This window comes from Paenibacillus glycanilyticus NBRC 16618 (assembly GCF_004000805.1).
GTDB lineage: Bacteria > Bacillota > Bacilli > Paenibacillales > Paenibacillaceae > Pristimantibacillus > Pristimantibacillus glycanilyticus.
This window is the reverse complement of the sequence record NZ_BILY01000007.1, coordinates 12,428-35,587: the sequence shown is the minus strand read 5'-3', so window position 1 is coordinate 35,587 and position 23,160 is coordinate 12,428. Positions and strand designations below refer to the sequence as shown.

At 53.6% G+C, this 23,160-nt stretch carries 15 protein-coding genes; all 15 read left to right on the top strand.

Translation table 11 applies throughout. The annotated features are described in order from the left end of the window. Positions 1-169: 169 nt before the first annotated feature. The 15 genes from PGL01S_RS07085 to PGL01S_RS07015 all read left to right on the top strand — a co-directional run bounded on the left by PGL01S_RS07085 (position 170) and on the right by PGL01S_RS07015 (position 23,137). Entirely contained in the window at positions 170-2,209 is a 2,040-nt protein-coding gene (locus tag PGL01S_RS07085) for a glutaminase family protein (RefSeq protein ID WP_127492900.1), read from the top strand. A gap of 162 nt (positions 2,210-2,371) precedes the next feature. Then, the gene (locus tag PGL01S_RS07080) at positions 2,372-3,505 is read left to right on the top strand and encodes a GntR family transcriptional regulator (RefSeq protein ID WP_127492898.1); all 1,134 of its coding nucleotides are present in this window, start codon (positions 2,372-2,374) and stop codon (positions 3,503-3,505) included. A gap of 166 nt (positions 3,506-3,671) precedes the next feature. Further along, positions 3,672-4,670, top strand: coding sequence for a carbohydrate ABC transporter permease (locus tag PGL01S_RS07075; protein WP_116394290.1), 999 nt, complete (start codon positions 3,672-3,674; stop codon positions 4,668-4,670). Next, the gene (locus tag PGL01S_RS07070) at positions 4,667-5,590 is read left to right on the top strand and encodes a carbohydrate ABC transporter permease (protein ID WP_127492896.1); all 924 of its coding nucleotides are present in this window, start codon (positions 4,667-4,669) and stop codon (positions 5,588-5,590) included. Before PGL01S_RS07075 ends, PGL01S_RS07070 begins: the two co-directional genes overlap by 4 nt. Positions 5,591-5,683: 93 nt before the next feature. Then, a complete protein-coding gene (locus PGL01S_RS07065; RefSeq protein ID WP_127492894.1) occupies positions 5,684-7,147 on the top strand; it encodes an extracellular solute-binding protein in 1,464 nt (487 codons plus the stop codon). Positions 7,148-7,423: 276 nt separating this feature from the next. Beyond that, the gene (locus tag PGL01S_RS07060; RefSeq protein ID WP_127492892.1) at positions 7,424-10,423 is read left to right on the top strand and encodes an alpha-mannosidase; all 3,000 of its coding nucleotides are present in this window, start codon (positions 7,424-7,426) and stop codon (positions 10,421-10,423) included. A gap of 95 nt (positions 10,424-10,518) precedes the next feature. Then, positions 10,519-12,699, top strand: a complete 2,181-nt coding sequence (locus PGL01S_RS07055; RefSeq protein ID WP_174806532.1) for a DUF4350 domain-containing protein — start codon at positions 10,519-10,521, stop codon at positions 12,697-12,699. Positions 12,700-12,729: 30 nt separating this feature from the next. After that, the gene (locus PGL01S_RS07050) at positions 12,730-14,739 is read left to right on the top strand and encodes a GxGYxYP domain-containing protein (RefSeq protein WP_127492890.1); all 2,010 of its coding nucleotides are present in this window, start codon (positions 12,730-12,732) and stop codon (positions 14,737-14,739) included. 220 nt (positions 14,740-14,959) lie between these two features. Then, complete coding sequence (locus tag PGL01S_RS07045) at positions 14,960-16,666, top strand: sensor histidine kinase (protein WP_127492888.1); 1,707 nt, start codon at positions 14,960-14,962, stop codon at positions 16,664-16,666. A 2-nt stretch (positions 16,667-16,668) separates the two neighbouring features. After that, the gene (locus PGL01S_RS07040; protein WP_127492886.1) at positions 16,669-18,273 is read left to right on the top strand and encodes a response regulator transcription factor; all 1,605 of its coding nucleotides are present in this window, start codon (positions 16,669-16,671) and stop codon (positions 18,271-18,273) included. Positions 18,274-18,374: 101 nt separating this feature from the next. After that, complete coding sequence (locus PGL01S_RS07035) at positions 18,375-19,355, top strand: ABC transporter permease (protein ID WP_127492884.1); 981 nt, start codon at positions 18,375-18,377, stop codon at positions 19,353-19,355. A gap of 11 nt (positions 19,356-19,366) precedes the next feature. After that, positions 19,367-20,302, top strand: a complete 936-nt coding sequence (locus PGL01S_RS07030; RefSeq protein WP_127492882.1) for a carbohydrate ABC transporter permease — start codon at positions 19,367-19,369, stop codon at positions 20,300-20,302. 103 nt (positions 20,303-20,405) lie between these two features. After that, on the top strand, positions 20,406-21,953 hold the full coding sequence (locus PGL01S_RS07025; RefSeq protein ID WP_127492880.1) for an ABC transporter substrate-binding protein: 1,548 nt from the start codon (positions 20,406-20,408) through the stop codon (positions 21,951-21,953). A 191-nt stretch (positions 21,954-22,144) separates the two neighbouring features. Further along, positions 22,145-22,693 carry a TetR/AcrR family transcriptional regulator gene (locus PGL01S_RS07020; protein ID WP_127493176.1) on the top strand — a complete coding sequence of 183 codons (549 nt, stop codon included), beginning with the start codon at positions 22,145-22,147 and terminating at the stop codon, positions 22,691-22,693. 18 nt (positions 22,694-22,711) lie between these two features. Further along, a complete protein-coding gene (locus PGL01S_RS07015) occupies positions 22,712-23,137 on the top strand; it encodes an SRPBCC family protein (RefSeq protein WP_127492878.1) in 426 nt (141 codons plus the stop codon). The last annotated feature ends 23 nt before the right edge of the window (positions 23,138-23,160 follow it).

Here is a 23,160-nt window from a genome sequence, read left to right as displayed (position 1 = left end):
CTTAGTGTTAAGGTATGAATATGAACCAAGCTTGGAATTGGATTGTGTGTAAGACTACTAGGGAGAAAAACCTGTACATCGCCCGTTTTTGCTCATTGACATAAAATTTAATATAGCATTATAATATATCCATTATAACAAATGTTAATATGATAAAGGAGTTGTTTTCATGAGCGCAATTCGCCCTCCTGCAGTCCCTCTCGTAACGGTAGATCCTTATTTCAGTGTATGGTCCCAAGCGGACCGTCTTACGGATGACTTTACCCGCCATTGGACGGGACAACGGCATGCCATGACCGGCTTGATCCGAATTGACGGCATGGTCGAGCGATTTGCAGGGCTGGTAGAGCCTAACGCTGAGCGATATTACACGGAACCGCAGGCGATGGAGCAAAAGAGCGTAACCGTATCTCCGCTCAGCACCGTTTACACGTTCCAATCGGCAGGAATCGAATTGACCGTCCGCTTTACGTCTCCGCTGCTTCTGAATGACCTGGACGTGCTGTCGAGACCGGCTTCCTACGTAGCGTTCGAAGTACGCTCGACCGACGGCGGGGAGCATGACGTACAGATCTACTTCGACGTTACCGGCGAATGGTGCGTGGATCAATCCAAGCAAGCCGTTATCAGCAAGAAAGAGGAAACGGACGGCCTGATCTCGTTGCAGATCGCTCATGAGACGCAAGAGCCCGTGAACCGTTCCGGCGATGACCACCGCATTGACTGGGGTTACTTCTACCTGAACGCGGAGAAATCCGATCAAGTGAGCGGCTACATAGCGCCTGCGCATATTCGCAAAAACTTTGTTCGCAACGAGAAATTGGCTGAATCTCCGGCACAGACGGAAGCGCAGATTGTTGCAGACGTTCAGCCGGTAATGGCGCTTGTCTACAACATTGGCAGCGTAGGCTCCGTAACGGAAAAACGCCTGGCCGTGCTCGCTTACGACGATGTGATTGCGATTGAATATTTCGGCGAGAAGCTGCAAGCTTACTGGAAACGAAAAGGACAAAGCACGGAGGAAATGATCGCGGCCGCATTCTCGGAGTACGAGAGCCTGCTCGAGCGCTGCGCTGCTTTCGATAAACAAATCATTGCCGAAGGCGAACAATCCGGCGGCAGCCGTTACGCGGATCTTCTCGCGTTATCCTACCGCCAGGCTATCGCTGCGCATAAGCTTGTCCTCGATACGGAAGGCGAGATTCTGTTCCTGTCCAAGGAATGCTACAGCAACGGCTGCATGGCTACGGTTGACGTCAGCTATCCATCCGTGCCGATGTTCCTGCTGTACGCACCGGAGCTGGTGGAAGGGATGATTCGTCCGATTCTGAAGTATGCGGAGAGCGATGCTTGGACCTTCGAATTCGCGCCGCATGATATCGGCCAATACCCGATCGGCAACGGACAGGTATACAGCGAGAACCAGCGCGAGGGACAAATGCCGGTTGAAGAATGCGGCAACATGCTTTGCATGGCGGCATCCGTCGCTCTTGCCGGCGGCAACCGCGACTACCTGTTCAGCCATATCGATATTTTGGGCGAGTGGGCGGACTACTTGACCGAGTTCGGCCTTGATCCGGAAAACCAGCTGTGCACGGATGACTTTGCCGGCCACCTTGCGCGCAACGCGAACCTGTCCGTGAAGGCGGTTATGGGCGTAGCGAGCTATTCGATCCTGAAGAAGCTGCAAGGCGATGAAGAAACGGCAGGCCGTTACATGGCCAAGGCGAAGGAAATGGCCGTGCAATGGGAGCAGCTTGCGGCGGATGGCGACCATACGAAGCTGGCTTTTGGCTCGGAAGGCACGTGGAGCCTCAAGTACAACCTGATCTGGGATGTGCTGTTCGGCACCGAGCTGTTCTCCAAAGAGATGATTAACAAGGAGATCAGCTGGTATAAAAAAATGAGCAACGATTACGGCACGCCGCTCGACAACCGTGCCAACTATACGAAGAACGACTGGCTTGTCTGGTCGGCCGCGCTGTCGGATAACCAGGACGACTTCGAGGAGCTGGTCAGCCCGATCTGGGATATGCTGAACGAGACGGAAGACCGCGTACAGTTCTCCGATTGGACGGATACGGTTACCGCGCGTCAAATCGGCTTCCAGCACCGGACGGTCGTTGGCGGCATCTTCATGAAGGTGCTGAAGGACAAAGGCGTTATGAAGGCATTCGAAGCGGTTTCTTCCGTCAACGGAGGAAAGTAAATTAAAGATCCTGTGACGGACAGGGGCGCATGCGAAGTGCGCCCTTGTTTTTGCTCTACGGAAGAAAATAGACAATTGTTTAAATAACTATTTTGTTAATAAACCCGAATATGGTATATTTGTTATAACCTATGAATTGCGGTCCGGATAGGAGGATTACGCGTGAGTCAAGATAGAGAGCCTCTGTATATTAAAATACAGAATCATTTCAAAGATCTGATCATCTCCAGGGAGCTCGTAGAGGACGATAAAATCCCGACGGAAAAAGATCTGATGGACGAATTCGACGTTAGTCGGATTACGGTTGTGAATGCACTTGCTGAACTAGCGAAGGATGGTTGGATCTACAGGATTCCGGGAAGAGGCAGCTTCGTCAAAGGCATCCCGGAAAAGCAGATGGCAGTCAGCCCGATCAGCGAAACGCGCGGAGAGCAGTCGGAACCTAAAGTGAAAATTGGTCTCGTGTTCCCGGTGCTTGCCGATTATTTTGCCATTCGCTTAATAGCGGGGATAACGGACGGCCTTAAGGCCAAAGGTTATTCGCTTGTTATTATGCTGACCAACAACTCCAAGGAGAAAGAGAAGGAAGTTATCCGGGAGATGAAGAACACCGTTGACGGGCTTATTATTTTCCCTGTCGACGCAGAGGTGTATAACGAAGAGATTATCGCGCTCAAAATGCAAAACTACCCGTTTGTCCTGATTGACCGGTATCTGCCGGGCGTGGAGACAAACGTTGTCGCATCGGACAGCGCGTTCGCGACGATGCTGGCGGTTGACCATCTGTGGGAGCTGGGACATCGCAATATCGCGATTTGCTCCGACTCTCCGCTTATGACGGTATCGGTAGACGAACGGATCCAAGGCTACCAGGAAGCCATGAAACAGAAGGAAGCGTTGATTAATCCGTCTCTCATTCTGAATGATATCCATATTAACGGCGGAGGCATGAGTGCTGAGCATCCATTCTACCGCTTCGTGAAAAATCAGATGGCGACCGCTTATATCGCGCTTAACTGCTCGCTTGGCGTTCAGATCTTATCGATTGCCAAGGAGGTTGGCCTTCGCGTTCCGGAGGATATTTCCATCGTGACGTTTGATAACCCGACGCCGCTGCTCGAGGAGTTCAGCCTGCTGACGCATATCGACCAGTCGGAATATCAAATGGGAGCCGAAGCGGTGCAGCTGCTGCTTCAAGTCATCGAGAATAAAGGCAAGCAGCCGATTAAGTTCGAGAAGAAAATCTTGAAGCCAACCCTGATTGAACGCAAAACCACGGCAAAAGCGAAAGCATAAGCCGTCATACAGGCAAAACATACGAGAAAACCTAATTCCCTTGCATCATAAGGGGTTGGGTTTTCTTTTTTTTTATTTGACTAATTTGATATAACAAATATAATTAATTGCATAAGGGTTTTATAGCATTTGAGAAAGTCTAAAACAAGCAAGGAGGAAGATGATTATGAACGACAGGAAAGTTGTAGAAACCGCATCTTTGCATCTGCCAGTCCAAAACGCATCAACAAAGTCCTCTCTCAAAAAGTTTGCGGTCAGACACAAAGATGCATTAATCGCGACGGCCATCTTGAGTCCAATGATACTGTGGTGGCTTGTCTTGTCGGGGTTCCCGACGCTATTTGGCTTTTTCCTCGGATTTTTCGACTGGATTGGCATTGCGGCTAATCCGAAGTTTGTCTGGTTTGACAACTACGTTCGATTTTTCCACGATCCGCTTTACTACGAAGCCTTATGGAGATCGATCTGGCTTGGGGGACTTGTTACCGCGATTACCCTGATTGCCGGCTTTGGAGCAGCTCTGCTAATGAATATGCCGCTGTTCGGTAAAGGAATCTACCGGTCCATCTGGTACATTCCGGCGGTTACGTCAACGGTTGCGACTACGCAGATTTTTAATCTCCTTCTCGATACCAACAATGGCGTTATTAATAACTTTCTGAAATCAATCGGCAAGGAACCCATCGTATGGCAATATTCCGTTTTCTGGGGCGTGTTCTGGATCGTTGTCTACTCCGTATGGAAGGGCGTAGGGGGCGCGGCGCTGATCTGGCTGGCGGGCTTGCAGTCCGTTGACGTCTCCTTGTACGAAGCGGCGGAAATCGACGGAGCGGGACGCTGGGGCAAGCTTTGGAACGTGACACTGCCAGGCTTGAAGCCGATTGCAACCTACATTGTCATTACAAGCTTGATTGGCGCGATTCAGATTTACGAGCAGGTGCTGTTCATGACGGGCGGCGGTCCTTACGGGAAAACGGAAGTGCTTGTATTCCGCATCTACCGCGACGCGTTCTGGGATTTCAACCTCGGCATGGCGGGAGCCTCCTCGCTTATTATGGCGGTTATCGTCTTTTTGGTTACCATCGCTTATTACCGCTGGTCGACGAATTCGGACAGAAGCACAACGATTAAGATCAAAGGGGTTAAAGGAGGTCCTAAAGCATGAAAGATTCCTTATCCAAAAAGCTGGCGTTTCAACTGAAGCCTGGCAATCTGTTTGCCCATCTGGTTTTGCTGGGTATCGGACTTGTCCTGTTATACCCTTTGGTCTTTATGATCCTGGCCGGCTTCTTCACGAAAGACGAGTTTACAAGCTCCATTATCGGGTTGTTACCGATTGCCAAAGCGCCAACCCTTCAGAACTTTTTAGTTCTGTTCTACGGCTCTGCCGATGCAGGCATACAGAAATATTTCATTAATTCCGGCTATCGCACAATTTACAACACCTTCTGGGCGCTTCTCACTTCTTTGCTGGCCGGGTACGTGTTCGCAAGGCTGCGTTTCAAAGGAAAGGATCAGCTGTTCCTTGTCCTGCTGGGGACGCAAATGATTCCGGGAACGATTGCCCTCATTCCGACTTATCTGGAATTTGCGCGCTTTCCGTTTGCCGGGGGCAACCATATTTTCACCGGGGGCTCCGGGATTCTCGACACGTGGTGGGTGTACTTCATCGGCGGACCAAGCTTGAATATCATGGGGGCATTCCTCGTTAAGCAGTCCATTGAGAAAATACCGTTCGAGCTCGATGAAGCGGCAAAAGTGGATGGTGCGGGCACCATGCGCATTATCTTCCAAATCATGCTTCCGCTGCAGCTGCCGATTATGGCGTTTATCGCCATTACGACAGCGCTGGCTACCTGGAATGACTTTGCCACGCCGTTCTTCTATACCTCTTCGGATAAGCTGCAGACGCTGCCTGCCGCGATAACAAGACTGTCCTCGGCTGCCGCGAGCCCGGGAGCTATTCCGAACTGGCCGCTTATTATTACGCTTGGTCTAGGCATGACGATTCCCGCGCTGCTTATTTTCTTCTTCTTCCAGAAGTACATCGTGCAGGGTCTCGCCAATACAGGCATAAAAGGTTAAGGGAAAATATTTGTTATAACATATTGAATATAACAAATAGTCATGATATATTAATGCCAAGAAGTCAGTTATCCTAATCTGGAGGGGTTCCATGTGAAAAGTACAAAGATCACATCCTTGCTTGTAACTGCACTATTAACGGTTTCATTATCAGCTTGCGGCGGTAACAATAACGGCAATAATTCGGCAGCAACCAACTCGCCGCAAAATTCGGCTACACCGGCTGAATCCGCCTCTGCTTCACCGTCTCCGTCGGAAAGCACGGACACGGGAACGGGCAATCCGGTAACGATTACGGTTCTGAACGAAGGAGCCGTGGGGATCGGGGTTGGCAAGCTGGACGATCTGTTCGCGCCAAAAGAGAAGGAATTGAAAGGGAAAGGCATTGACGTTACTTATACGCCGGGCAACCCGGTAGCGGCATTCCCGCTTCATTACCAGAAAATTATCGCAGGCAAACTGCATGAGAAAAATATTAGCGTGAAAACCGAAGACTGGGGCTGGGGCGAGCCGCTGATCCAGAAAGAGACAGCAGGCTTCCTCGCTAAAAACGTTCCCGATATTATCGTAGGCGAAACGCAAATGCCTGGCTTCGCGCAGCAAGGGCTGCTCGAGCCGTTCCCGGACGATATGGCTGCGGATATCCGCGCAAATGTATCGCCTGCGGCATGGAAGCCAATGGAGTACGACGGCAAAATTTACGGTCTTGCTTCGCAGCCTGGCGTAAGCAGCCTGTATTGGAATAAGAAGCTGGTGAAAGAAGCAGGCATCGACCCGGAGAAGCCGATTACTTCCTGGCAAGAGCTGGCTGACAATGCGAAGAAAGTAACGGAAGCGGGCAAAGGCAAGTTCTATGGCGGCGGTGTTTACGCGGGTCCTAACTTCGGCGGATACCTGCGCTACGGCGCGCTGATCGGAATTAACGGCGGTTCTTATGCCGATGCGAACGGCCAGCCGACCTTCAACTCCGATGCAAACGTAGAGACGGTTAATTTGCTCCGCGAGCTGAATGCGGATCATCCGGCCGGTCTGATGGTCAACAATACGGAAGGCACGTATTTCGATGCATGGAACAAAGGCCAGATTGCTTATCTGATCGACGGTCCTTGGCAAGTACAGCAGTGTAAAGACAATAAGCTGGAATGCGGCATGTCGCCAATTCCTCTGTCGCCTAACGGAGCGGCTGCCAACGTAACGATTGGCGCGGCTTTCCACTCGGTACCGAAGGACGCGAAGAACAAAGACGCGGCATTCGAGTATATCAAAGCGATGTACAGCAAGGAAATTCAGCAGCTGATTGCGGACTCCAACGTTCGTTCCCCGATTCTGAAGGAAATCGCTGAGGCACCTGATTACCAGCAAAAGCATCCGGAAATGTACCTGCATTACCAAGCGATGAACGGCAATGTCCAAGGTCTTCCTACCTTTGCGAAAGACAACTCCAAGGTATGGCAAGTATGGGGCGACGCAGTGGTGAAATCGCTGATGACCAAAGGCGACGTAAAAGCTATTCTCGACGACGCCCAAAAGAAAGCGGAACAAATTACCAAACAATAAAAATCAAAAAAGAGGACTTTCTTAACACGTCCTGTACGACCGGAGTGCTGATAACGTGGCTGAGCTCTAGGAGGAGAAGGTGTATGCTCTGGAGGAGCGTAAGCGTTCGCCTTTGCCTGAGGGAAATTTCATATAACAAATCTAATCCGATTTTTCCCTCAGGCAACAGCGGCCGGAAGAGGATACCCTTTTCCCCTAGTGCTCATAGCCAGTTAATCCAATCCTTCCGGCCACAGGACTGTTAATCAGTCCTCTTTTTTTCACAGGAGTGACTTTATGCCATACGAAACGAAACGAATCAAGCTGCAGAAAGCGAAGGATCTCCTTCCTCGCATACGCGAAGCGATCTACCAACCCGTCTCCGCGCTGAAAGTAACCGCCTGGGTAACGAAGGAGCCGGTGCCATACGCGGAGCGGACCTCCGGCGAGCTTGTCGAGCTTACGCCCGGCGCGAAATGGGGCAACCTGTGGGATTGCGCCTGGTTCCGGTTTGAAGGAATTGTCCCGGAAGCCGTTAGCGGGAAAAAAGCCGTCATGCTGATCGACGTTAACGGTGAGTTATGCCTCGTTGATAAAGAAGGCTCGCCGATGCAGGGCCTTACCAATATCAACTCCGAATTTGATTTCAGCCTTGGCCTGCCTGGCAAACGCGTCGTTGATCTTGGTTATGAAGCCGCTGGCCAGCAGATTGATCTGTGGGCGGATGCCGGCTGTAACGACCTGTTCGGCAGATACCGCAGCGGCACCTTGAAGGAAGCCGATATCGCGATCTGTTACGAGGAAATCCGGCAGCTGTATTACGATTACGAGGTGCTTATCGAGCTTGCCGAGCATACGCCGGAGAACGGTGCGAGAAGAGAACGCCTGATTCAAAGCCTCTATGACGCGGCTCATAAGCTGCAAGTGATTGATGAAGAGACTGCTCGGCAGGCGAGAGAAATTCTGGCCAAGGAGCTTGCCAAAAAAGGCGGGGATCCCGTTGTGACGGTCAGCGCAATCGGCCATGCGCATATCGACCTTGCGTGGCTGTGGCCAATCCGCGAGACGATCCGGAAAGGCGCACGCACCTTCTCTACCGTGCTTACGAACATGGAGAAATATCCGGATTACGTATTTGGCGCAAGCCAGCCGCAGCTCTATCAATGGATGAAAGAGTATTATCCGAAGCTGTACGACCGGATTAAGGAGCGTATTCAGGAAGGGCGCTGGGAAGTACAAGGCGCGATGTGGGTGGAGCCGGATACGAATATTTCCGGCGGCGAAGCATTGGTTCGCCAGATCCTGTACGGCAAACGGTTCTTCCAGCAGGAATTCGGCCAGGAGATGAAGGTGCTGTGGCTGCCGGACGTATTTGGCTATGCGGCCAGCTTGCCTCAGCTGCTCAGAAAGTCGGGCGTCGATTATATGATGACCCAGAAACTGTCGTGGAACGTGTACAACACGCATCCGCATCACAGCTTTGAATGGGAGGGTATTGACGGAAGCAAGGTGCTGGCGCATCTTCCGCCGGAGGATACGTACAACAGCCCGGGCGCGCCAAGATCGCTCGCCAAGATTGAGAACAGCTATCTCGACCGCAACGTGTCCGAGCATGCCTTAATGTTGTTCGGGATCGGCGACGGCGGCGGGGGACCGGGCGAGGAGCATCTGGAACGGCTGTCGCGCGAACATAATCTTCTTGGACTGCCGCCGGTTGTTCAAGAGTCTTCCTTGTCTTTCTTCCATAAGCTTGAGGAAGAGAGAGCGCGCTTCCAGACGTACCGCGGAGAGCTGTACCTGGAGAAGCATCAAGGTACGCTGACCTCGCAGGCCCGGAACAAATGGTATAACCGCAAGATGGAGAAATCGCTCCGCGAGCTTGAATTTGCAGCCTCCCTATTGCTCGCAATGGGTGAGAATGCGTACCCGTCCGAGGAGCTTGAAGGGATCTGGAAGGAAACACTGCTCTATCAGTTCCATGATATTTTGCCGGGCTCTTCGATTACTCGCGTCTTTGAAGAATCGCTGGAGCGTTATGCCGCAATGCATGGCCGCACGCGGGAGCTAATTGCGCAAACCTATGCCAGAGTGGCGGAGCTCGCGGGTGCCCGTGAAGGTCAGGCGGTTGTCTTTAACTCTTTGCCGTGGGAACGCGAAGAGGTTGTCGAGCATAAGGGCAGCCGTTATGCTGTGAAAGTGCCGGCAATGGGCTTTGCGTCTCTTGCAGAGGCGGAGCTTCGCCAAGAGCAGACGGAGCAATCCGGGCTTCGCGCAGGCGAGCAGCTTCTTGAGAACAAGAATCTGCTCATTCGCTTTGGACAGGACGGAAGCATCGAGTCGTTGTACGACAAAGCAGCAGGCCGGGAAGCGATTATGCTGGGCCAGAAGGCCAACGTGCTGACCGTGTATCACGACAGAGGCGATGCCTGGGATTTCCCTCGGGATTACCGAGAGACGGTGGCTGGCCGCATGAAGCTTGAAGAAAGCTCCTTCTCGGTGGAACAAGGCCAAGCGGTGCTGGAGCAGCATTACCGCTTCGGCGAATCCACGCTGGTACAGCGGATTGTGCTGGATGAAGAAGCAACCACCGTAAGCTTTGAATCCAAGGCGGATTGGAAGGAATCGGAGAAGATGCTTCGCGTCTCCTTCCCGGTTCAGGTCATGTCCGACCATGTGAACTGCGAGATTCAATTTGGTTATTTGAAGCGTCCGACAACAAGGAACACGATGATCGAATTTGTTCGCGATGAAATATGCGCGCATCAATATATTGACCTGTCGCAGCCGGACTACGGCGTAGCTCTGCTCAGCGACAGCAAATACGGCTACAGCGCGGAAAGGAACGTGCTGGACATTAATTTGCTCCGCAGTCCAAGCTATCCGGATCCGGTGGCCGACCGCGCGGAACATCAATTCGTCTATGCGGTTTATCCGCACCGTGGAGACTTTATCCAGGCGGAGGTATACCGCAAAGGGTATGAGCTGAATACGCCGCTGACGGTTGCCGAGCCTTCTCAAGCTTCTTCGGCAGCAGGACGCACGGCTTCCCTTGCCTCTCTTGTTCAAGTGAATCATCCGCATGTCATGATCGAAGCGGTGAAGAAAGCCGAGGATTCGGATGATCTCATTATCCGTCTGTACGAGGTGTCCGGAACGTTTGCCGAAACATCGGTTGGTTTCGGGATTCCGGTCTCGCTCGTCGAGGAAGTGGATCTGATGGAAAATACGATCGGAGAGGCTGGGGCGAAGCTGTCGTTCCAACCGTTCGAGATCAAGTCGCTTCGCGTGAAGCTCTAGTAACGGTTAGGTCAATCAGGAGGGAAGGCGTAACGGCTCCCTCCTGTTTTATTTTCGGCCAATAAGCGAATGGATAGAGGAAGGATGTTGCAGTCATGATCAGAAAGAATCGGCAGGAAGAGTTAACGGGCTTTCAGGAGGGTGGACCCTACCATCCGTCCTATGATTTGCAGACAGACTTCGTTATGGTCTATGGCATCCAAGGGGATTTTCAGGAACGGATCCGGACATGGAAGGAAAAAGGCTATGTGGTTCATCTCATGACGGGCGTATCCTGGGGCGGTTATCAGGACTATCTGAACGGTAAGGTCGACGGCCGGACGCATTGGGACGAAGCGCAGAAAAACCGAAAATATGAAAATATCATTCACGGCACCTCCGAGGATATTCCTTATATGGTACCTACAATTGCTTACGCCGATTTTCTGACCGAACGGATCCGGATCGCCGTAGACGCCGGCGTAGAGGCGATTCACCTGGAGGAGCCGGAATTCTGGGTGGAGGGCGGTTATTCGGATGCGTTCAAGCGCGAATGGGAGATCTATTACCGCGAGCCTTGGCAGGCTCCGCATGCTTCTGTAGATGCGCAGTATCGCGCTTCGAAGCTGAAGGCTTACCTGTATACCCGCACGCTTGACCGGATTTGCAGTACCCTCAAGGAATATGCGATGCAGAAGTACGGCCGCCGGATTCGCTTTTACGTGCCGACGCATAGCCTAATCAACTATACGCAATGGCGGATCGTCAGCCCGGAATCCAAGCTGCTTGAGCTGCCGGGTGTGGACGGCTATATCGCGCAGGTATGGACGGGTACGGCGCAAACGCCAAATGTGTATAACGGCGTCCGCAAGGAGCGTACGTTTGAGACGGCCTATCTGGAATACGGCATTATGCAGGAGCTTGTCCGCGGCACCGACCGCAGAATGTGGTTCCTGCATGACCCGATTGCCGACGACCCGAAGCATACGTGGAAGGACTACCGCAGCAATTATATCCGCACGCTGGTCGCGTCCCTGCTGCATCCGCATGTGAGCCGTTACGAGGTATGCCCTTGGCCGAGAAGAATTTATCAAGGGCAATACCCAAGAGAAGGCGGGAACGGCAAGGAAAGAATTCCGGCCGCTTACGCAACGGAGCTGCAAACGGTGTTAAACGTGCTTGGCACCATGGATGGGCTCGATGCGGAATGGCTGACGGACAGCCTGCAGGTAGGTCTGCTGCTCGCCGATTCGGCGATGTATCAGCGTAATCACCCGGATTGGAGCGAAGAAGCTACTTCCTTCAAATACGATGGCACGGAGGTTGCGTCGGCGCTTGGCAGCGAGTTTATGGAGCTGCTGGACTGGTCGCCGTTTTATGGCCTTGCGCTGCCGCTCCTCAAGCATGGCGCAGCCGTCCGTCCGGTTCAGCTCGACAATGCGGGAAGATTCCCGGGGTACCTGGACGATTACCGCGTCCTGGTGCTCAGCTATGAATATATGAAGCCGGAATCGTCCGGACTGCACAATGCGCTGGCGGAATGGGTGAAGGAAGGCGGCACGCTGGTCTACGTCGGAGACGGCAGCGACGACTTCCATACCGTCCGCGAATGGTGGAATCAGGGCAGCAAGAAGTTCGCTTCGCCAATGGAGCATCTATTCGCCAGTCTGGGCTTGGAAACGTCGCTGGCTCCGGGAGAATATGCCGTGGGCAAAGGCTGCCTGGCCTACTTGCCTCTGCATCCGTCGCAATGCGCGATCCTGCCGGAAGCGGGCGAGCAGCTGAGACAGACGGTAACCTCCGCTATTGCAACGGCAGAGAGCTCTCTTCGCTGGGTGAAAAAGAACGGCATGGCGCTGCGCAGAGGCCCTTATATTATTGCAGCCGTGCTGGATGAATCCGTGAGCGAAGAGCCTTATAAAATCTACGGCAAGCTGGTCGATCTGCTGGACGCGAACCTTCCCGTTGTGGATGAGGTTACGGTTAACGAAGGCGAGCAAGCGCTGCTCTATGACCTGAGCAAAGCGGGAGGCGGCGTACAGCTGATTGCGGCAGCTTCCCGTATCGACCGTATAGAAGAGAGTGATGACGGTTTTAGCTTTAAGGCTTACGGACCTGAAGGCATTCAGGCTGCCGCCAGATTCCAATGCCCGCGCAAGCCTAAAACCGTAGCTTTTAGCGCGACAGGGACCTCCATTCGGATGCCGCTGGCGTTCAAGTGGGACGAAGGCAGCTCGACGGTGCTTTTCCGTTACGAGAATGACCCGGCCGGCGTGTCGGTAAAGGTGATTTGGTAACGGGCTATTTTCAAGGGGGAGGAAAATCGAGTGAAGGGCAAAGGTAAAATCATTAGCATTTCCCTGGCGGTTATCCTCGTCGCTGCCGTATCCTCGTATCTGGCATGGCCGGAGAAGAAGGAAGGGGTCAGCTGGCCAAGCAAGCAGGCTTTGCCAACTTTTCAGGCCCCGGCCGAAACACTTGATCTCATCTATACGACAGACAGCTATTACTATCAGGCCGAGAACGAAGCGTTTGGGCATGACACGGGCAAAGCGGACGGAGACGGCTGGTTGGCGGATGCGGGAAGCGATGCTGCCGGCAAGGCGATGTTGGACGTAACGGGACGCAAGGAAATACCGGCGGGAGAAATAAAGGCCGCGTTTAATATGCAGGTCGGCAATTTTGCCGATGAGGATGGCGTTGTCGCCACGCTTGAGGTTCGGGATCAGACGGCGGATGCCGTTCTTGCCTCGATGGAAGTCCGCAACTGGGATTTCCGGCTGCCGAATGCGTCGCAAAGCTTTGAGCTTTCTTTTAACGCGCCGGGAGAAGGGCATGAGCTGGAGTTCAAGGTGTTATGGACCGGCAAATCCACGCTGAAGCTGTTTGATGTTGGCGTGTTCTGGCCGCTCCGCAAAGACGAGAACTTATTGTTCACCTCTTTGAAGGGTGTCGTGAATCAGACGAAGCCTCGCATTTATTCGTATACGGACAATGTCCGGGGCTCTACCGGTACCGCCCTGCTGGATGACTTGGGGCTGAAATATGCCGAGGTGAAGGATAACTGGGAGCTGCTGAACAAATACCGGTCCGAGCTGAAGGGGCTCATCGTCTACGATGATCAGCAGCCGGATACGATTAATCTGGCAACTACGATTGCGGGATTAAAAAACGCCATTGTCGCTCCGCCATCCCTCGTGGATAAGCTGACAGGCGCGCCGTATAATCTGCCAATCCTGGAGGACCTGCGCGGTAAATTCAGCTCCAAGCTGGAGGTCTACGGTTATTTGTATGACCACTATTGGAAGCAGACGACGCATAAAGCGATTGTTGGCCTGGACCCGGGCATCCAATCCTATCTTCGCGACTATGCAATGGGAATGGACGCCGCGGTGGTCTGGCTGAATCCGGCGGATGAGGGCGAGTCGGCGCTGCTGGATAAGTTCCTGCAGGATATGCCTTACGGGACGGGACTCTATCTCGGCTGGTGGCCGGATGAAGGGATGGGCGTCAAGAAGACGTCGGATTACGGACTGGCGACGGTGGCCAGCGACTTCTCCTCGAACCTTAGCGTGCTCAGCGGTACTTCGCGGTCGATAACGATGCCGAAGGCGCCGGTGAAGCCGAAGCTCGAGAATAAAGTGTATGTCTCGTTTATATTGAGTGACGGCGACAACCTGCAGTACATGGAGCATGCCTTCTGGAACGTGTGGAATACGCCGAACCGCGGAGAGGTGCCGCTTGGCTGGACGATCTCGCCGCTGATGGTCGATACGATGCCGGGCCTGCTCGATTATTTGTACAAAAACGCTACGCCTAACGATGCTTTTGTTTCCGGTCCGTCCGGCGTGGGTTACACGTACCCGAACTTCTGGGAGAAGGAAGACGGACTCGACCCCTTTATCGAGCGTACGAACGATTACATGCAGCAAGCGGGTCTAAACGTTCTGACGGTGTGGAATTACGTGAAGGGCGAGATTAAGCCGGAGGTAGCCGAAAAGCTCGCCAAGCATGCTCCGTCGCTGCTCGGATTTACTTCGCAGTTCGGTACCGGCACGATCGGGGTTTACGGCAACTCGATGCCGGGCCAGGAGTTAAACGTGGCCTACGGCAGCGCGGAGAGCGACCTGACAAGCGGCATTGCCGACGGTGTCGAGAAATGGGACGGCAAGTCGCCATCCTTCGTCTCCATACAGGCCAACCCTTGGCAGGTCAGCTATCAGAACTTTATCAACGCTATGAATCTATACAAAGATAACGCTGACGTTGTATTTGTCCGTCCGGATGTCTACTTCCAGCTGATGAGGGAGAGCAAGGGCCTTCCGGTGACGCCTTAAAAATATCGATAGAGACAGTCAAGCATCTGTTAGACGAGATGCTTGGCTGTTTTTTTATACGGATGTTAAGGAGGATTGATGGGTGAGGGGGAATAGGTCTAATGCTACCCTTGCTGAAAACGCTTTCGCTTGATAGACTGAACATATCTTTCCGGGCAGGAGGAGAGGCTTACTGAAGCTATCGATTAAGACCCAGCTGATCATCAGCTTTTTCGTCGTTATGATCCCCGGCGTGCTGTTCTTCATCGGCAATAACCTGTACGCCAAAAACGTCGTCCGCGACAAGGTAACCGAGACCTACCGGAATACGCTGGATATCTTCGCCGACCATACGGACCGGACGCTGAACGACATTACGAACTATTTAAACAAGCTTGGCGTCTACGATACCGACGTCGGCGTGCTCAATTCCTTCCCTCCGGGCAGCGACAACTACGTCCTGACCAAGATTCGCATCCAGCTTAAAATCAACCGCGACATTGGCTTATACAATATGATCGACACCATTTTTCTCTTTAACTCCAACGAACTCATCCTGAGCACCAGCTCCCAGAATCAGTACGGCATCCTCAAGAACGTCTTAAATGATAACGTCCGGCGCATCGTGGACGAGAGCACGCCGGGCCGCTGGCTGCTGTGGTACGACCGGAGAATCGAGGGCGGCAATTTTCTCGTGCAGGTAAGCGAGGTCCCTGATACCGGACTGTACGTCGGCGCGATTATCCGCATGTCGGAGATTGCCAATCAGCTGTCGATTCAATGGTCGCACGGCGATATCGGAGAAGCCGCCATCTACCGCTCGGACGGCACCCGTCTAGGCGGACAGGGAACGGACAGCCATGTGCAATTGAATCGGACAGACCTGATCCGCGAGAACGCGCCGTACCGGTTCGTGAAAGACGGGGAGACCGGCAAGCGGTACCTGATGATGAACCGGCCCAGCGAGGTAGCCGATATGACAACCAGCATACTAATTCCCGAGAGTTATATTTTGCAAGGCCTTCCCTATTTCCAATTGCTGACGTATGCGATGGCGTTTGGCGTCATCTTCATCTTCTCCCTCTACCTCTTCTTCATAAGGCGTACGCTGTTCAAGCCGCTGCAGCAGCTGATCAGCGGCATGAAGAAAATTTCGCTCGGCATGCTCGACGTTCGGCTGCGGACAAACAACACGCTGGAGTTCGTCTTCCTCGCGAACACCTTTAATAATATGGCGGAGCAGATCAAGAGCCTTCGAATCGGGATGTACGAGGAGCAGCTAAAGGCTCAGAAGATCGAGCTGAAGCAGCTGCAGGCGCAGATCAACCCTCATTTCTATATGAACAGCCTGAACATCATCTATAATTTCGCGGCATTGAAGGATACCGATTCGGTGAAAAAGATGGCGCTCCATCTGGGCGATTATTTCCGCTTCATCATGCGGGCCAACCGGGAGCTGATCACTCTTGAGGAGGAGCTGAAGCATATCGCGAACTATCTCGAGATCCAGAAGTTCCGTTTCCCGCACAAACTTGGCAGCGTATACGACATTCCGGGCTGCATGAAGGGCAGTCTGATGCCTGCCCTGTCGATCCAGCCGTTCGTGGAAAATGCGATCATCCATGGCTTCGTCAATCATCGCAAGCCTTTTGAGATCAGGATCCGCGGCGAGCTGCTCGAGGAGGAGGGGGCGTTTATGCAAATTACCGTGGAGGATAACGGCGGCGGCTTTCCCGAGGAGGTGCTGCGGCGGCTGAACGAGGGACAGGGTCTCCCTTCCGCGGATTCGAGCCGGCTCGGCATTGCCAACGTCATCCAGCGGCTCAAGCTGCGGTACGACGGTGCCGCGCGTGTCGATTTCCGAAATACAGACGAAGGCGGGGCGGCCGTCACGATCAGACTGCCGGTATCGACAGAGCCCGAGCTTCCGGAACCGAAAGGAGAATGACGATGTACAACCTGCTTGTAGTGGACGACGAGGATATAGCCATCCGCGGTATTGTCGAGGGTATCGACTGGTCATCCCTCCCCTTGTCGAATATTTTTACCGCATACGATGCCGAGGAGGCACGGCAGGTGTTCAGGAAGCACCCCATTCACGTCCTGATCTCCGACATCGACATCCCGCAGGAGAACGGCATCACTCTGCTCGCCTGGGTCAACGAGACTTCGCCTCAAACGGAGACCATTTTCCTGACCGGCCACGCCAATTTCAATTTCGCTCAGCAGGCCGTCCAGCTCGGCAGCTTCGACTATCTGCTCAAGCCGGTCGATCATGACGTGCTGAAGAGCTGCGTGGAGAAAGCCGTCGAAGCGATTCGCAGGCGCGAGCAGGAGGAGGCGTATCTTAAGACGTATGCCTACTATTTCGACCAGTGGAACCGCCAGCTTCCGCTGCTCGTCGAGCGCCTGTGGCAGGACGTTCTGGGACTGCGCATCCCAGCCTCGGCGGACAAGCTAGAGCCGCTGTTCGAGCTGTACGGCATTCCGCTTGACATCGGCAAGCGCGTACAGCCGCTCCTGATCAGCGTGGAGCAGTGGACGCAGGATTGGAACGCGCGCGACGAAGAAATTATGACCTACGCGCTGAAGAACGCCGCGGCGGACATTATACTGAGAGACCGCTCCGGCCACGTTATTCAAGACGCAGGCGGCATACTCTTCGCCCTCCTCTACGAGCCGTCGGGGGAAGACGAGAGTACCCTTGAGGAGCGGTGCGCGGAATATATCCGCAAATGCTCGGAATACCTGTACGCCGTCGTCTCCTGTTACATTGGCGAGGAAGCTCCCGTCGCCTCGCTGCGGTTCGGGGCTCAGAGCCTCGGCGAGCTGGAGCGCTCCAACGTCTGCCAGACCGGCCGGGTATTCCGTCTATCCGACTATAAGCGGGAGAAGAAGTCCATTACCGCCCAGCCGAATTTTCAGGAATGGTCGGCGCTCATCGAGCAGGGCAAGACATGCGAGCTGAAGCGCCACATCGAGGATTTGTTCGACCGCCTCAAGTATGGCCAGGTCGACCATGCCTATATGGTCAGCTACTATTTCGGGCTTGTCCACACCGTCTTTCAGGTGCTGCAGCGGCGCTCCGTACCCGCGGAAACGGTGTATGCGGAAGAGGAATGGCACAGCGGCGAGAACGCGATGAAGTCGCTCGGCGCCATGAAGGCATGGACGATCCAGTTTGCCGCCAAAGCCTCGGACTGCCTGGTTAAACAGGGAAAGGACGTGTCCAATACGATCGCCAAGGTACAGACGTACATCGAAGAGAACCTGCAGCATGACCTGAACCGGGAGGAGATCGCGAGGCATGTCTATTTAAACCCCGCCTATCTGTCGCGGCTGTTCCGCAAAGAGACGGGAAAGTCGCTTACCGACTACATGGTTGATCGGCGCATGCTAAGATCAATATCCGAGCTCAAGCTGACGAACCATAAAATCAGCGATATCGCGATATCCGTTGGATATGCGAGCTTCTCCCACTTCTCCAAGCAGTTCAAGCGTTCGACGGGAATGACGCCGCAAGATTACCGCAAGAAATACCAGAATGTTCGGTAAAAATGTCACCGGAGCAATAAGGTGGTAACGACGCCGCTAGAGTGCGGTGTCTTTTTTTGTGTACGATTATAGCCATAGTCGATAGACAAGGAGGACCTAACATGGCCAATGCGGAAGCGGCTCCGCTGCAAGCGACGGGAGCCAAGACGCGGAAAGGGACGCGGAAAAGGACGCTCACCTACCTGATCCGAAACTATTGGATGTTCTATTTGATGCTGCTTCCCGGGGTGCTGCTGCTCATTTTCAACAATTACATCCCCATGCTCGGTATTGTAATCGCATTCAAGTCGGTCCGGTTCGATATCGGTATTCTGAACAGTCCCTGGGCGGGACTTACCAACTTCAAATTTCTGTTTCAATCCAGCGACTCGTACATCATCATCCGCAACACGTTGCTGTACAATTCAGCGTTCATCGTGCTTAATCTGATTTTCCCGCTGGCTTTCGCCCTTATGTTGAACGAGATGAAGAACCGTTTCCTGTCCAAGCTGCATCAGACGATCATGTTCCTGCCGTACTTCCTCTCGATGACGGTCATCGCTTACCTGGTATACGGCTTCATGAGCGATGAGCACGGCTATCTGAATGGCACGCTTCTGCCTGCCCTCGGTCTCGACTCGGTCCGCTGGTACTTCACGAAGGAGGTATGGCCGTTCGTCCTGCCGCTCATTAATACATGGAAGAGCATGGGCTACTATACGGTCGTTTATATGGCGGCGATTATCGGCATCGACGACGAATATTACGAGGCGGCGACAATCGACGGAGCCAGCAAATGGCAGCAGATGACGAATATCACGATCCCTCTCATTATGCCGGTTATCACCATCATGACCCTGCTGCAAATCGGCCGGATATTCAACGCAGACTTCGGACTGTTCTTCCAGGTTCCGCGGGAATCCGGCACGTTGTTCCCCGTGACGAACGTTATCGACACCTACGTCTACCGTACGTTCCTCACCGTCGGCGACATCGGCCTCTCGTCTGCCGCCGGGCTGTTCCAATCCGTTGTAGGCTTCACGCTCGTCTTTCTATCCAACTGGGTCGTTCGCCGTATCAACAGCGACAACGCTCTATTCTAGGAGGGAACCGGATGGCTGCCATCTCCGACAAAACCACTGCGGGCTCGAATCCGAAAAACCGGTTGTCCGCCGCAGCTTCAAGCGGCATCAATATCTTCTTCATCCTCTATTCCGCCCTGTGCGTCATCCCGCTGCTGCTGCTGCTTTCCGTATCGTTTTCCGACGAGAAATCCGTCCTGACGCACGGCTACCGATTCATTCCGGAGAAGTTCAATCTGGCCGCCTATGCCTTCCTTTACAAGGACATCGGACAGATCGCGTATTCCTACGGAATCTCTATTACGGTTACGGTCGTCGGCACGGCGCTCAGCATGCTGATCATCGCGCTTTACGCCTATCCGATATCGCGCAGCCAATTTCCGCACGCCCGATTCTTCACCTTCTTCGTCTTCTTTACGATGCTCTTCTCCGGGGGGCTTGTTCCCTGGTATCTCGTCTACGTGCAGATGCTGAATCTGAAGGATACGCTCTGGGCGCTCATTATGCCGCTCCTGGTGTCCTCCTTCTGGGTTCTGATCGTAAGAACTTTTTTCAAGGAGACCATACCCGCTGCGGTACTGGAGTCGGCTAAGATCGACGGAGCCGGCGAGCTTCGGATTTTCATCCGCATCGTTCTTCCGCTCTCCATGCCGGTACTGGCGACGGTGGCGCTCTTCCAGACGCTGACGTATTGGAACGACTGGTTTCTAAGCCTGGTCTTCATCACCAACGATCACAACATCTCGGTTCAATACCTGCTCTACAAAATGCTTGCGAATATTCAGTATCTCTCCAGCAATCCGACGGCTGCGGCCGAGATTGCCAGGGCGGGCGGCATGTTCAACTTTCCCAGCGAAACCGTGCGGATGGCCCTTGTCGTGGTTGGTATCGGCCCGATCGTGTTCGCCTACCCGTTCTTCCAGAAATATTTCGTCCGCGGCCTGACGGTTGGCGCGGTGAAGGGCTAATTTCCTTTCCCGGCTATCCCGCCGGAACGATCTGCCTTGCATTTGGCTGTAGCCGGCAATCCGGTTAAGCATACAAATCAACTATTGGGAGGTCTATCTCTTTATGAAGCAGACGAGAAAAACAATTTCGCTGGTTGTCCTGCCCCTGCTCGTTATCGCCCTCTTCATGTCCGCATGCAGCAAAAACCAGCCATCCGGTTCCGGCGGCAATGAAGCGTCTGCCGGCAACGCCGGAGCCAGTGCGACGGCGAATGACGGCGGGAACGCGCCAGCCGATCTCAAGCCTTACAAGCTGAAGCTGGTGTACGAAGGGCCGCCGCAGGCGGACGAGGCGATGGTGGAGGATGCTCTGAACAAAATTTTGACGGAGAAAATCAACGCCACCATCGACATCGCACCGATCGACTGGGGGGCATGGGACGACAAGGTGAACCTGATGATTGCCTCCCGCGAGCCGGTAGACATTCTATTCACGGCGCAGTGGAACGGCTATTCGAAGAATGTCGCCAAGGGCGCCTATAAGGAGCTTGGCGATCTGCTGGACAAATACGGCCAAGGGATTGTCAGCTCGCTTGATCCATCGTTCCTCGAGGGCTCCAAAATCAACGGTAAAAACTATGGCATACCGACGAACAAGGAGCTCGCGTTCGCAGGCGGAGTCGTCTACCGCAAGGATATTGCCGATGAGCTGGGCCTTGACATGAGCACGGTGAAGACGGCAGAGGATCTGGACGCCATCTACAAGGTGGTGAAGGAAAAGAAACCGGATATGACTCCTCTCTATATGCAAGGCGGGTCGTTCGGGCAGCTGACCGAATTCGACTCCTTAGGCGACGGCACGATTCCCGGCGTCATCTCCAAGGAAGACAGCGACACGACGGTAAAGATGATGGAGGACTTCGATATTTACAAGCGTTATCTGAAGCTCGCCCGCGATTTCTTCCAGAAAGGCTATATCAACAAGGACGCCGCGACTACGCAGCTCTCGAGCGGCGACGCCTATAAGGGCGGCAACGTCTTCTCGACGATCGAGCCGCTCAAGCCCGGCAAGGCGGCGGAAATCGCCAATGCGGCCGGCATCGGAGGGAAGCTGGACCAAATCTATCTGACCGGCAAAACGGTCTCTACTTCCGAGACGGCAGGTGCCATGCTGGCGGTCTCGACGACGTCCAAGAACCCTGAACGGGCCATGATGTTCATTAACCTGCTTCACACCGACAAGGATATCGTCAACCTGCTGAACTTCGGCATCGAAGGGGTGCATTACACGCTCAGCGGCGACGTCATGACGCCTACCGATAAATCCGGCCAATACGCCCCCGGCGTCGCTTGGGAACTCGGCAACCAGTTCCTCAATCACGTGTGGAACACCGAAGCGCCAGACAAGTGGGAGCAGTTCAAGGCGTTCAACGAGGGAGCCAAGCCGTCGCCTGGTCTCGGCTTTGTCTTCAACAGCGATTCCGTGAAGGCGGAGGTCGGCGCGCTCGCGAACGTCATCAAGCAATACCAGAAGGCGCTGGAGACCGGCTCGGTCGACACCGACAAGGTCTTGCCCGAATATGTCGCGGCGCTGAAATCCGCCGGTGTCGAGAAGGTCATCGCCGAGAAGCAGAAGCAGTTCGACGCCTTCCTGGCTGCGAAGGGCAAATAAGAACAGCACAAAAAGCAAAAAGCCGTTGCTCCAGCTGCCCCGGGCGGAAGGAGCAACGGCTTTTTTTGCAGCGATTGCCGGAATAAATGTTTACATCTCTTTCCAAATCGACTATTCTTAAAACAAATGTTAGTGAGTACTAACATACAGACAGGTAAGGGTGAGCTTTTTTGGATAATAAGGTAAAACTCATGCAGGCCGCGATTGATTTGATGGCGGAGAAGGGTTATAAAGGCGTATCCACCAAAGAGATTGCCGCGGTGGCAGGCGTTAGCGAGATGACGTTATTCCGGAACTTCGCCAATAAGCTGAATTTGCTCGAAAAGGCCGTTGACTATTTCCATTATTCCATGGAAATGACACGGATTTTTCAAGAAGAAGTGGTATGGGATATGCGGGCAGACCTGCTGCTTGTAAGCGAAATGTATCATGAGGTGATGGAGCGCAACCGCAAGCTGTTTCTTATCGTTCTGGCGGACAATGATTTGGCCGGCATCAGGCAGAAAGCGCAGAAGCATCCCCGGATTTTGCTCGAGCTTCTGATGGATTACTTTAAGGAAATGCAAAGACAGGACAAAATGATCGACACGGATGCGGAGACGCAGGCCATCACATTTATGTGGATGAATTACGGGGCCTTTATCTCGCGGCTGTATACGGCCGAGGCCGTTACAAAGGTTACGAGAGAGGGGTTTGCGGAATCCAGCGTCGATTTGTTCGTACGTGCTCTAAGCCGATAAATTCGAGGAGGATGAAGAATGGGATATTCCGAAAAAATCGTTGGTAAAACGGCCTCGGCCGGTTTTCAGATCGGGGTTCGCAGGACCTTGCCTGTTTCCCCTGAGCGAGCTTGGGCATTTCTCACCTCGGCCGAAGGCTTGAGGTTATGGATTGGCAACGTCAAGAACTTAGCGATAGAAGCTGGCGAGACGTTTCAAAGCGCTGAAGGGATATCGGGAGAATTGCGAATTGTGAAGCCTCGGCAGCAGCTGCGCCTGAGGTGGACCAAGCCCGGCTGGGAGAAGACTTCGACCTTGCAAATCCGGCTCATCTCCAGCCATCCGGAGAAAACAACCGTCAGCTTCCATCAGGAAAATCTGGATCATGCGGCTACGAGGGAGCAGATGAAGCTGCATTGGGAAGATGTGCTGAACGTAATGCTGCAAAAAACCGAAGCGCGCTAATTATCCCCAAAAACAACAGGGCC